The 12,838-nt window shown below is 61.6% G+C and carries 8 protein-coding genes; 2 read left to right on the top strand and 6 right to left on the bottom strand.

From position 1 onward, the window contains the following. Window positions 1-135 precede the first annotated feature (135 nt). From ACL0K2_RS18820 to putP (ACL0K2_RS18810), 3 genes are all read right to left on the bottom strand, one after another. Window positions 136-1,542 carry an alpha/beta hydrolase gene (locus tag ACL0K2_RS18820; RefSeq protein ID WP_413043197.1) on the bottom strand — a complete coding sequence of 469 codons (1,407 nt, stop codon included), beginning with the start codon at window positions 1,540-1,542 and terminating at the stop codon, window positions 136-138. 335 nt (window positions 1,543-1,877) lie between these two features. Further along, on the bottom strand, window positions 1,878-2,030 hold the full coding sequence (locus ACL0K2_RS18815) for a hypothetical protein (protein WP_230623572.1): 153 nt from the start codon (window positions 2,028-2,030) through the stop codon (window positions 1,878-1,880). A 183-nt stretch (window positions 2,031-2,213) separates the two neighbouring features. After that, complete coding sequence (gene putP, locus ACL0K2_RS18810) at window positions 2,214-3,698, bottom strand: sodium/proline symporter PutP (protein ID WP_045161033.1); 1,485 nt, start codon at window positions 3,696-3,698, stop codon at window positions 2,214-2,216. Between the two features lie 387 nt (window positions 3,699-4,085). On the opposite strand from putP (ACL0K2_RS18810), the gene ACL0K2_RS18805 reads away from it, so the two are divergent. Next, window positions 4,086-4,310 carry a DUF3203 family protein gene (locus tag ACL0K2_RS18805; protein ID WP_239610799.1) on the top strand — a complete coding sequence of 75 codons (225 nt, stop codon included), beginning with the start codon at window positions 4,086-4,088 and terminating at the stop codon, window positions 4,308-4,310. A gap of 89 nt (window positions 4,311-4,399) precedes the next feature. On the opposite strand, the gene putP (ACL0K2_RS18800) is transcribed toward ACL0K2_RS18805, so the two are convergent. From putP (ACL0K2_RS18800) to ACL0K2_RS18790, 3 genes are all read right to left on the bottom strand, one after another. Next, window positions 4,400-5,884: a sodium/proline symporter PutP gene (gene putP, locus ACL0K2_RS18800; RefSeq protein ID WP_045161031.1), complete on the bottom strand. Its 1,485-nt coding sequence runs from the start codon at window positions 5,882-5,884 to the stop codon at window positions 4,400-4,402. Window positions 5,885-6,089: 205 nt separating this feature from the next. Beyond that, window positions 6,090-9,251, bottom strand: coding sequence for a bifunctional proline dehydrogenase/L-glutamate gamma-semialdehyde dehydrogenase PutA (gene putA, locus ACL0K2_RS18795; protein ID WP_045161030.1), 3,162 nt, complete (start codon window positions 9,249-9,251; stop codon window positions 6,090-6,092). A 265-nt stretch (window positions 9,252-9,516) separates the two neighbouring features. After that, entirely contained in the window at window positions 9,517-10,272 is a 756-nt protein-coding gene (locus ACL0K2_RS18790; protein WP_045161029.1) for an AraC family transcriptional regulator, read from the bottom strand. Window positions 10,273-10,413: 141 nt separating this feature from the next. Between ACL0K2_RS18790 and lon the strand changes: the two genes are divergently transcribed. Beyond that, on the top strand, window positions 10,414-12,795 hold the full coding sequence (gene lon, locus ACL0K2_RS18785) for an endopeptidase La (RefSeq protein WP_413043196.1): 2,382 nt from the start codon (window positions 10,414-10,416) through the stop codon (window positions 12,793-12,795). The last annotated feature ends 43 nt before the right edge of the window (window positions 12,796-12,838 follow it).

The raw sequence follows: 12,838 nt of genomic DNA, 5'->3' as shown, positions 1-12,838 counted from the left end.
GCCCGAAACGAGACGGAGCCCCAGCGAGAAGTCACATGAAAGCAACGCAGCGAGCATAAACACAAAGGAATCGCCCCGCTCCAATAGAAAAGCCCTGCACAAGCAGGGCTTTTCTCGTTCAGGACACCTGCGGCATCAGCTACCCGGACAAGCCGGCAGCAATTCGCGTGTCGGAATGCCCTCATTGCGCGTGAATTGGCAACCATATGCAGGATTAGCGACGACGCGCGGGTTGATCACGTCATCTCCGGCCGGCTTGATGCCCTGCTGTTCCCATTGCAACATCGCCGCCATGGCGTCGACCTGTTCCTGATAGCTGAAATCGCAGTGGCTCGGGGCGCGAATGGCACGTTGCACCAGCAGATCGCCGTTGCCGTTGGCTTCAGCGTTGCGGCGATATATCTGTTGATGCTTGAACGGCACATACAGATCGCCCAGGGTATGGATGCTGACCACCGGTACGTTGAACTGGCCGTTCACCACCGGGATCCAGCGCAGGCCGTCTGGGCGGATGCTATTGGCCGGCGGATGGCCAATGACACGGATGATCGAATCGTTGAATTCGCGTTCCTCGCGGGACATCGCCTTGTTCGTATCGAACTGATAGCGGGTGGCAAGGTTGCCGGAGAGCGAATCGGCGAGAATTCCGTCGACCGAACCGTCTCGACCACCGGTACCCAGCACGACGCTTTGCAAGCTGGTGCGGAAGCCTTCGGCGAAGATCGGGCGTTCGCCACCGCTGAGCTCTCGGACGATGCCTTCGAGCTTTTCACCCTGCGATGACGGATCGGTCGGATAGTTGTTCCACAGCGCGCCGATGATCTGCGGCAGCTTGGCCTGGAAATCGGTGGCCGGAAACGTGGTCGGCCCCAGGCCTGCCAGATGCTGGGCGGCCAGGGTGAAGTTCATCAGATACTCGAATTCGTAGACATCCCCGGTGACGCCGCACATGGGCACCGAACCGCTATACCGCACCGGATTGTTGGCGGTGGCATAGGTCTCTGCCTCGACCGCGGCCGCTGCGACGTGCCCGCCCATGGAATGGCCGGTGATATAGGTCTTGGTCGGCTGCGCCTTGCCGGTCAGGCTGCTGAAGGCCAGCGCCAGAGCGTTGGTGTCCTCAATGCCAGCACGCACATCGTAGTAATTTTTGCTGTAGCTGGATGCAGCCCAGGCATAGCCCTGTTGCAGCAGCCATGGTCGGATCGGCGGCGGCCCCACGGTGAGTTCCGGGCCCGTGCCGCGATAGCCGTGCGCGTACATCACCAACATGCCATTCCAGTTCGGTGGTACTTCGATCTGGTAGGACGAGCCCTGATAGACGCCAGTCCAGCGCTCGCTTGGCAGACCGGGAAAAGGCGCCAGCGGAGATTCGACCGGTACGAAGGTCCGCGAGTCCTGTAGTCGCGAATCGCTGTGTGACAGCGGTGGCTTGATCGGCTTCGTCCGGGCCTGAACATCGACGGCGACTCCGATCGTGCCTACCAACATCAGGCCGGCAACGACGCGCGCGCAAGCTGAAGCCAACTTATCTGGGAGCATGTGAATTTCCTCAATTATTGTTGTTGTTCTATCGATGCGAGCTTTACCGCGATTGCCGGGCGGAAGCACAACGCGCACGTTGACTAACCGTGGCAGAAAGCTTCGACCTGTCAAACACAGCAGATATTCAGGAGGTGACCGGCGAGTTTCATATCGGAAATACGCGGGGTGTCGCCGCGCTTATAGTGGCGAGGACTGGCGCTTAGACGTACCAAGAGGGAATAACGAACGAAGGCGGAGTTGCACGGGGCGAATCGGCAGGGCGCCGACAGCAAGGTGATGCGTTGAAGTGGGCCGAGAGGCAATGCGACTCGGCCCGGTGAAGACGCTGCGGTTCAGCAGTTGCCTTTCTTTGCCTGTCCTGGAGGGCAGTGAGTGCCGCCATGGCCGCCACCGTCGCCGATGTCGATACCGACGCCCGGTAGGCGCAGGCTGCAGCCGGTCATCAAGAAAGCCGCCAGCACGACGGCCATTGCGCGAGTCATCATCACGGATTGCGCTTTCATCGGAATACTCCTGAATTTCCTAACGGGGCGCCAATGCCCTGGCGCCTGGCACAGTATCCACCGCTGCGCGAATTAACGACAGGCCATCTTTAGGCTTAATGCCGCGATCAGTTAAAACCCGAGCACGACGGGGTCATCGCCATGGCGATGATCCGAAGAGCCTGCTCAACCTGCACGATATTCCGCGTCTGCCACTTCGAAACGTTGCTGAATGGACGCGGCTGGCTCCTTGTCCATGAGACTCACCACGTAGATGGCAAGGCTCGCGAGGATGAAGCCCGGGATGATTTCGTACAGACCGAGGCCAATGAACTGCTTCCAAACCACCACGGTTATCGCTCCAACCAGCATCCCGACCAACGCGCCGTTGCGGGTCATGCGCTTCCAGACCAGCGAAATCAGCACCACCGGACCGAACGCAGCGCCGAAACCAGCCCAGGCGTAGGACACCAGGCCCAGCACTTTACTGTCCGGGTTCGACGCGATGCCGATAGCGATCAACGCGATCAACAGCACCATGGCACGACCAACCCAAACCAGCTCGGTCTGCGATGCGCCCTTGCGCAGGAAGGCCTTATAGAAGTCTTGCGTCAGGGCGCTGGAGCTGACCAGTAACTGCGCACTGAGCGTGCTCATCACTGCGGCCAGTACGCCAGAAAGGATGATGCCAGCGACCCAGGGATTGAACATCAGTTTGACCAGCTCCATGAACACACGCTCACCATTCTCGGTGACCGCACCCGCCAGCGTCGGGTTGTCCGCGAAATAGGCGATGCCGAGGAAGCCCACGGTAACCGCGCCGGTCAGCGTCAGGATCATCCATGTCATGCCGATGCGGCGGGCGTTGGGGATGGTCTTCACCGAGTCGGCTGCCATGAAACGCACCAGGATGTGCGGCTGGCCAAAATACCCCAGCCCCCAACCCAGCAGGGAGATGATCGCGATGAAGGACAGCCCTTTGAACATGTCGAAATTCGAGGGATCCTGCGCCGCGATGGTGTTCATCACCGTCCCCATGTCGCCAAGGGCGAAGATGACGAACACCGGCGTGATCAGCAGCGCAAAGATCATCAGCGTCGCCTGCACGGTGTCGGTCCAGCTCACAGCAAGGAAACCGCCAACGAATACATAGAGAATCGTCGCCGCCGCCCCTACCCACAAGGCCACGTTGTAGGACATGCCAAAGGTGGATTCGAACAAACGCGCGCCGGCGACGACGCCTGAGGCGCAGTAGATGGTGAAGAACACTAGAATGACCAGGGCCGAGAAGATCCGTAATAGGCGGCTGGTGTCCTCGAAACGGTGAGAAAAGTAGTCAGGTAGCGTCAGTGCATTATGGTTGTGCTCGGTATGCACACGCAGCCGTCCAGCAACGAACAGCCAGTTCAACCAGGCACCGGCGATCAGGCCGATGGCAATCCAGCTTTCCGACAGGCCGGCAACGAACACAGCGCCCGGCAAGCCCATCAGCAACCAGCCGCTCATGTCCGAAGCCCCCGCCGACAAGGCCGTGACGAAGCTGCCGAGGCTGCGACCGCCCAGGATGTAATCGTCGAAATTTTTGGTGGCGCGATAGGCCGTGAAGCCGATGAGGATCATCGCCGCGATATAGATCACGAAGGTGATCAGGGTCGGAGTGCTCACGTTCATTAGAATGTCCTTGTGCTGCGGAGGAGCCCCGCCTCCACTGACGATACGCAAACGCTAGGTTGCACAGCGCCAGCAACGGATAGCCCGGTAGCTCAAGGATAGCGTCTGCTTGGCGCTTTCGCCCGTGACCGGATGGTTTTGCCGCCTCTTAGCAGGGGCAGCCGCAGGACATAACGACCATATACGTGGCCCGGAAGCCGCCGCAAAAAAAGACATTTCCGCCGCCACCCGCATAGGTTTTGCTCAGCGTAATCCTTTCGCCGATCGCACCCGCGCTGCCTCTCCCGGCTCCATGGTTCAGGGCAACGGATCGGCGCTGTAGCGGTCAGACGAATAAGGGTCGCGCACGTCCAGTGCCGCTCCACTCGACATCTCTGGAGGTCCGCCATGTCCGTCACGATCGATACCGCCACCGGCACCTGTTCCACCACAGTCGAAGGTACCACCTACCGCAGCGCCATAATGGACACGCGTGTAAGCACTGACCCGAACGCGCGCATGTCCGTCGCGCACATCGGCGGCGCCAACACCCATATCACCGAGGACCAAGCAGAACATCTGATTGCCGCAGGAGCCAAGGACGACCGCGAAAATCTGATCGTTGACGATTGAGCCCGGAACAAGGCTCCAACGTAAAAAACCCCGCTGCCAGGGCGCTGGCAGCGGGGTTTTTCGTTTGTCGTTACAACCAGCGATAGCGATCAGTGCCCCTGGTATTCACGCTCAGCGTCTTCGAAGCGCTTGATCATGGTCGTCGAAGCGCCCTGCCCCACCTTGCTGAATACCACGATGGCGATGCTGGCGAGGATGAAGCCCGGAATGATTTCGTAAAGACCGAGACCGATGAACTGCTTCCAGACCACCACGGTGACGGCACCAACGACCATGCCGGCCAGCGCGCCATTGCGCGTCATGTTCTTCCACAGCAGCGAAATCAGTACCACCGGACCAAAAGCGGCACCAAAGCCGGCCCAGGCGTAGGAGACCAGGCCCAGCACCTTGCTGTCCGGGTTGGACGCGATGCCAAGGGCAACGAAGGCGATCAGCAAGACCATTGCGCGGCCGACCCAAACCAGCTCGGTCTGCGAAGCATTCTTGCGCAACATGGCCTTGTAGAAATCCTGCGTCAGCGCACTGGAACTGACCAGCAACTGAGCGCTAAGGGTACTCATCACGGCAGCCAGAACACCCGAAAGGATGATGCCCGCCACCCAGGGGTTGAACAGGATTTTCACCAGTTCCATGAATACACGTTCGCCGTTTTCGGAAACGGGACCGGCCAGTTCCGGATGGCCCGCGAAGTAGGCGATACCGAAGAAGCCCACGGCGACCGCACCGGCGAGGGTCAGGATCATCCAGGCCATACCGATGCGGCGGGCGTTGGGGATGGTCTTCACCGAGTCGGCGGCCATGAAGCGCACAAGGATGTGCGGCTGACCGAAGTAACCCAGGCCCCAGGCCAGCAAGGAAACGATGGCAACGAAGGACAGGCCATTGAACATGTCGAACGCGGCCGGGTTCTGCGTGGCAATGGTATCCATCGCAGCGCCCATGTCGCCCAGCGCCAGGATCACGAATACTGGCGTGATCAGCAGCGCGAAGATCATCAGCGTGGCCTGCACGGTGTCGGTCCAGCTCACGGCGAGGAAGCCGCCGATGAACACGTAGAGGATGGTCGCTGCCGCGCCGATCCAGAGTGCCAGGTCGTACGGCACGCCGAAGCTGCTTTCAAACAGACGGGCGCCGGCGACAACTCCGGAGGCGCAGTAGATGGTGAAGAACACCAGGACGACCAGCGCCGAGAAGATACGCAGCAACCGGCTGTCGTCTTCGAAACGGTGCGAGAAATAGTCAGGCAGCGTGAGCGCGTTCTTGTTGCGCTCGGTATGCACGCGCAGGCGCCCGGCCACGAACAGCCAGTTCAGCCAGGCACCGGCGATCAAGCCGATGGCGATCCAGCTTTCCGACAAGCCCGCAACGAAAATCGCCCCCGGCAGGCCCATCAGCAGCCAGCCGCTCATGTCCGAAGCGCCGGCCGACAGTGCCGTGACGAAACTTCCCAGGCTACGTCCCCCCAGGATGTAGTCATCGAAGTTCTTGGTGGCACGGTAAGCGACGAAGCCGATTAACAGCATGGCGCCGATGTAGATCACGAACGTGATTAAAGTGGGAGTACTGATGCTCATTTTGTTCCCTCGTTAGTTGTTGTTGATGGGCGCGAGGGTATTCCCGATCCCACCTGGCAGAGGGCGATGGCGGTTCGCGCCATCACCGGGACGGGCTCACCTGAGCCCATCAGTGGCGGAAGAGCGATCCGCCAACTGTTCTGATTGTTCTAGTGAACCGGCGGTCTCTGAACCGAGCCGCCGGACGTTTTAACCGAGTCGACGATCAGTCGTCACCCAGCGACAGCAAGGACGCGTTACCACCAACAGCGGTGGTGTTAGTGGAGGTGGTGCGCTCGTTGACGAAGCGCAGCAGGTAGCTGGGACCGCCGGCTTTCGGGCCGGTGCCGGACAAACCACAGCCGCCGAACGGCTGCACACCGACCACGGCGCCCACCTGATTGCGATTGACGTAGAGGTTACCGACCCGAGCCAGTGCCTCGATGCGCTCGGCGGTTTCCTCGTTGCGGCTGTGCACGCCGAGCGTCAGGCCGTAACCGGTGGCGTTGATGTCCGCAACGACCTTCTCCAGATCCGCCGCGTCGAAGCGCACCACGTGCAGCACCGGACCGAACTGTTCCTTTTTCAGCTCGTGAATCCCACCAATCTCGAACGCCACCGGCGCGACGAAATGCCCGTTCAGGCTCCCCGGAAGCTTGGCTTCGGCGATCAGCTTGCCTTCGGCCTTGAGCTGCTGGATATGTGCCAGCAACCCTTCGCGCGCCTCGGCATCGATCACCGGGCCCAGATCGTTCTCACGCAAGTGAGTCGGGCCGACCTTCAGCTCGGCCATGGCGCCCTTGATCAGCTCGATCACGCGATCGGCGATGTCGCGCTGCACATAGAGTACGCGCAGAGCCGAGCAGCGCTGGCCGGCGCTGGTAAAGGCGGAACCGACCGCATCCTTGACGACCTGCTCAGGCAGCGCGGTGGAGTCGACGATCATCGCGTTCTGGCCGCCGGTTTCGGCGATCAGGGTGGCGATGGCGCCCTCCTTCTCCGCCAGCTGGCGGTTGATGATGCGCGCGGTATCAGTGGAGCCGGTGAAGCACACGCCGACCACACGCGGATCACGGCAGAAGACACCGCCCAAGGTGGCGCCGTCGCCGGGTAGGAAGGCGATGGCATCCTTGGGCAGGCCGGCCTCGAACATAAGCTCCAGCGCACGGGCGGCGATCAGGCTGGTCTGCTCGGCGGGCTTGGCCAGCACGGTGTTACCGGCGACCAGTGCTGCGGTGATCTGACCGAGGTAGATCGCCAGGGGGAAGTTCCAGGGGCTGATGCAGACGAATACGCCGCGGCCTTCGTGAAACAGTTCGTTGCGCTCGCCGGTGGGTCCTTTGAGTTCTTCACGACCGAGTTTCAGGCGAGCCTGCAGGGCGTAGTAACGGCAGAAATCCACGGCCTCGCGGACTTCGTCGATGCCGTCCTGCAAGGTCTTGCCGGCTTCCAACGTGCACATCGCCATCAGCTCGGCGCGGTTGGCTTCGAGCAGGTCACCAAGGCGCTCGAGGACCTGTGCGCGTTGCTCGATCGGTGTGGCGTTCCAACGCGGCCAGAAAGCGGCCAGGCCGTCGACGGCCTGCTTGGCCTGCTCAGCGGTGGCGAACTGGGCGGTGCCCACCTCCTGGCTGAGCTGATACGGGCAGTGCACTTTGTGTGGCGCACCGGTGAGCTTCTGCCCGCCGATCACCGGGGCGGCCTGCCACTGACGGCCGAGGAAGGTCTGGTAGGCGCTGGACAGGTCGTTCCACTGAGTCTGGATGTTCATGTTGATGCCTTGCGAGTTGGTCCGGTTGCCGTACAGCGCCGGTGGAAGCGGGATGCGATGGTTGCCGAGGGTCCTGAACTGCCGCAGCTGGGTCACCGGGTGGTCGATCAGGGTGTCCACCGGCACGCGCGGGTCGACCAGCTGATGAACGAACGACGAGTTGGCGCCGTTTTCCAGCAGGCGCCGCACGAGGTAGGGCAGCAAGTCCTTGTGGGCACCGACCGGGGCGTAGATGCGCACGTTCTTGCGATGCTTTTCGATCACCGTGTCGTACAGTGCGTCGCCCATCCCATGCAAGCGCTGGAACTCGAACTCGCGCGGGACTTTCAGCTCGTCGGCCATCGACAGAATGCAGCTGACGGTGTGCGCGTTGTGGCTGGCGAACTGCGGATAGATCACGCCGCGGGTGTGCTCGGACAGCAAGTAGCGCGCGCAGGCCAGGTAGGAGGTGTCGGTGCCTTCCTTGCGAGTGAATACCGGATAGCCGTTCAAGCCCTGAACCTGACACTGCTTGATCTCGGTGTCCCAGTAAGCACCCTTGACCAGCCGCAGCGGGATGCGCGCGCCCAGCTCCTTACCCAGCAGGGTCAGCCAGACCAGCACCGGCAGGCAGCGCTTGGAGTATGCCTGGATGACCAGGCCGAACTCGCCCCAGCCGGCGATGGCCGGGTCGCGCATCAGTTTTTCGTAAAGCTCCAGCGACAGCTCGAGGCGATCCGCCTCTTCGGCGTCGATGGTGATGCCGACATCCAGGCGGCGCGCCAGGATTGCCAGCTCGCGCACGCTTTCGAACAGTTCAGTGAGCACTCGCTCGCGCTGAGCCACTTCATAGCGTGGATGCAGGGCCGACAGTTTGATCGACACCGACGGACGCGGGCCGGAACCGACTTGCGGCTCGGCACCGACAGTCTCGACAGCCTGACGGTAGTCAGCCATGTACTTGCGTGCATCCTCGGCGGTCAGCGCCGCTTCGCCGAGCATGTCGAAGGAATAGGTGTAGCCCTTCTCCCGCTCGGGGCGGCCGTTCTTCAGCGCCTCGGAGATGCTGCGACCCAGCACGAACTGCTTGCCCATCAGCTTCATCGCCTGGTTCATCGCAGCGCGGATGACTGGCTCGCCGGAGCGCTTGATCAGCCGGCCGATGACATTCTTCGGACGGCCGTCGGCATTTTCCGGATCGACCACCTTGCCGGTCATGACCAGCCCCCAGGCGGCGAAGTTGACCAGCACATTATCGCTCTGGCCGAGATGGCGTTCCCACTCGGCCGCATTGAGCTTGTCGCGAATCAGCGCATCGGCCGTCGCCGAATCCGGCACGCGCAGCAGCGCTTCGGCTAGACACATGAGCATCAGGCCCTCGTGCGTATCCAGGCTGTACTGGCGCAGCAGCGCGTCGAGCGTATCGACGGCGTTGTCCCGGCCGCGCACGTCTTCGATCAGTGCGCGGGCGTTGCGGCGGACAGCCTCGATCCCGGCGTCACCTGGGTCGGCGAGCTGCAGCAGCTCGGTGAGATAGGCTGCCTCGTCAACGCTGTAGTTGGCGCTTATGACGGGGAAGAATTCGGCGGCTTTCAGATTGGCGAAATCGCCCTGCAAGACTTGACCGGCTTTGAACATCGCGCCGCTCCTCTCGTGGAGTGTTGTTGTGTTGAATCAGGGCCAGCGGGTCGCTCGCGCCAGTGATTGCACTGCGATGGCCGCCAAACGGGTAGGGGAATCTACGGCGAGAGGGTTTTGCGTTGTTGCGCAAATCTACGGAACTTTTACAAAAAACTACGGCTTTCTACTCCAGCAAACGAACCGTCATGAAAGTTCGCTAGAGCAGCGCGAAATAATATCTCCGTAAAGCAAAACGCACCGGATCGGTGCGTTTTTCCTCGCTTCAGCTGTCACTGCATCGCAGACGCTTGGGCGTTAGCCCGAGATAACGACGGGTCGCTGTGGTCAGCGCACTCTGGCTGGAGAAACCGCACTCCTCGGCAATCCGCACCAGCGGTAGCGGGCTCTCGCGCAGTAGTCGGGCCGCGCGATCGAGGCGGCTCTTGAGCAGGTATTGATGCGGGGTAAGGCCGACGCTGTCCTTGAACTGCGCATGGAAGTGGCTAGGGCTCAAGCAGGCTACCTGTGCCAGCTCGGCAACGGTGATGCGGCGCGCCAGGTTGCTTTCGATATGAGCGTCCAGCCGGGCGATATCCAACGGGCCGGTGGGCTGGCGTGTCGCCTCGCCGAACACCCGCAGGTGCACGGCGCGCAACAGCACTCCACCCAACGCCCGCGCCAGCAGCGGATCGCTGCCGTAGCGGGCCAGCTCGGCACCCGCGTAATTGAGCAGGTTGTGGAAATCGGCATCCAGCACGGGATAACGCGGCGTTTCGAACAGCTGAACCAGCAGCCGCGGATCGTCGGCGCTCAAATCCTGATCGTCGAGATCGATGATCAACATGCGGTTATCGCCCTTGCCGGCGAACTCATGGTCGGCATGGCCCGGCACCAGGCAGGCACGCATGCGGCAGACCTCGCCTCCTGAGCCATCCACTTCGAATTCGGCACTGCCCGACAACGACAGGACCAATTGATGGTAGTCGTGCGCGTGTTCGTGGGCCTTGTCATCGAGGCGAAGCAGGCGGGCGTTGAGCATATATCGAGGCACCTGAGTATCGGCGCACTGTACCGGAGCCGCCGTTTTTTTCCCAGCCGGGTCAAACGGGCAAAAGGTCAATAGATTGAAATCATTCCGACGATACCCATCTAACAAGCATCTACTCGAGACAGGTGCCTCATGAACGACGACAGCAATCAGGAATTCGAGCAGAGCATGTCTTCCACCGGGCTGGTCCTGCCCGACCAGGATTTGCCGGACAAGCTCTATATCATCCCGGTGCACAACCGCCCCTTCTTCCCGGCGCAGGTGCTACCAGTGATCGTCAATGAGGATCCTTGGGCGGCAACCCTCGAACTGGTCTCCAAGACACCGCATCAGCGCCTGGCCCTCTTCTATATGGACACCCCAGCACAGGACGCTGCCAGCTTCGACCCGGACAGCCTGCCCGAACACGGCACCATGGTCCGTGTGCACCACGCATCCAAGGAGAGCGGCAAGCTGCAGTTCGTCGCGCAAGGCGTGGCCCGCGTGCGAATTCGCGGCTGGCTGCGGCGCAAGCCGCCCTATTTGGTGGAGGTGGAATACCCGCAGAGCGACGAAGACCCCCGCGACGAGGTCAAGGCGTACGGCATGGCCCTGATTAACGCGATCAAGGAACTGCTGCCGCTCAACCCGCTATACAGCGAGGAGTTGAAGAACTACCTCAATCGCTTCAGCCCGAACGCGCCATCGCCGCTGACCGATTTCGCCGCCGCCCTGACCACCGCACCCGGCCTTGAGCTACAGGAGGTGCTCGACACCGTGCCGGTGCTCAAGCGCATGGAAAAGGTCCTGCCGCTGCTGCGCAAGGAGGTCGAAGTCGCCAAGCTGCAGAAGGAGCTGACCGGCGAGGTGAACCGAAAGATCGGCGAGCGCCAACGCGAGTTCTTCCTTAAAGAGCAACTGAAGATCATCCAGCAGGAATTGGGCATTACCAAAGACGACCGCAGCGCCGATGCTGACGAATTCCGTTCGCGCCTGGAAGGAAAAGTGGTGCCGCCTGCCGCGCAGAAGCGTATCGACGATGAGCTGACCAAGCTCTCGGTACTCGAAACCGGCTCGCCGGAATATGCGGTGACCCGTAACTATCTCGACTGGGCCACATCGATGCCCTGGGGCTTGTACAGCGAAGATAAGCTCGACCTCGGACGCGCGCGCAAGATACTCAACGAGCATCACGCCGGCCTCGACGACATCAAGAGCCGCATCATCGAATTTCTCGCCGTCGGCGCATTCCGCGGCGAGATCGCGGGTTCCATCGTGTTGCTGGTCGGCCCGCCGGGCGTGGGCAAGACCAGCATCGGCAAGTCCATTGCCGAATCGCTGGGCCGTCCCTTCTATCGCTTCAGTGTCGGTGGCATGCGCGACGAAGCGGAGATCAAGGGCCACCGACGCACCTATATCGGCGCCCTGCCCGGCAAGCTGGTGCAGGCGCTGAAGGAAGTCGAGGTGATGAATCCGGTAATCATGCTCGATGAGGTGGACAAGCTGGGCAACAGCCATCAGGGCGATCCGGCGTCAGCGCTGCTGGAAACCCTCGATCCGGAGCAGAACGTCGGCTTCCTCGATCATTACCTCGACCTGCGCCTGGACCTGTCCAAGGTATTGTTCGTCTGTACGGCCAACAGCCTCTACTCGATTCCCGGGCCGCTGCTCGACCGCATGGAAATCATTCGGCTATCGGGTTACATCACCGAGGAAAAACTGGCGATCGCCAAACGCCATCTCTGGCCACGGCAGCTCGAGCGTGCCGGCGTACCGAAAAACCGTCTGGCGATCAGCGACAGCGCTCTGCGCAACCTGATCGAAGGCTACGCGCGCGAAGCCGGGGTGCGGCAGCTGGACAAGCAGCTCGGCAAGCTGGTGCGCAAGGCAGTGGTCAAGCTGCTGGAGGAACCGGACAGCAAGATCAAGATCGGCCCAAAGGATATCGAAGGTTACCTGGGCATGGCGTACTGGCACCCCGAACAGCTGCTCCACGGGGTCGGAGTGGTCACCGGCCTCGCCTGGAACAGCATGGGGGGTGCAACCTTGCCGATCGAGGCAACGCGCATCCATACGTTGAACCGCGGCTTCAAGCTCACCGGCAAGCTCGGCGATGTGATGAAGGAGTCGGCTGAGATCGCCTTCAGCTACATCAATTCCCATCTTAAGGAATTCAAAGGCGATCCGGCGTTCTTCGATCAAGCCTTCGTGCATATGCATGTGCCCGAAGGCGCGACGCCGAAGGACGGCCCCAGCGCGGGCATCAGCATGGCCAGCGCGCTGCTGTCGCTGGCCCGTAACCAGGCGCCGAAGAAGGGCGTGGCCATGACCGGTGAACTGACCCTGACCGGCCTCGTGCTGCCCATCGGTGGCCTGCGCGAGAAGGTCATCGCGGCGCGGCGCCTGAAGCTCTACGAACTGATCATTCCAGAGCTCAACCGCGGCGACTTCGAAGAGTTGCCGGACTACCTCAAAGACGGCCTGACGATGCATTTCGCCAAGCGCTTCCAGGATGTCGTCAAGGTACTGTTCTGATCACCCGCCGAGCGGGCCATCGCTGGCCCGCTCGGCACGCCGC

It is taken from the genome of Pseudomonas sp. YJ42, assembly GCF_047225135.1.
In the GTDB taxonomy this organism is placed as follows: Bacteria; Pseudomonadota; Gammaproteobacteria; order Pseudomonadales; family Pseudomonadaceae; genus Stutzerimonas; species Stutzerimonas stutzeri_E.
This window is presented reverse-complemented; position numbering and strand designations above follow the sequence as displayed.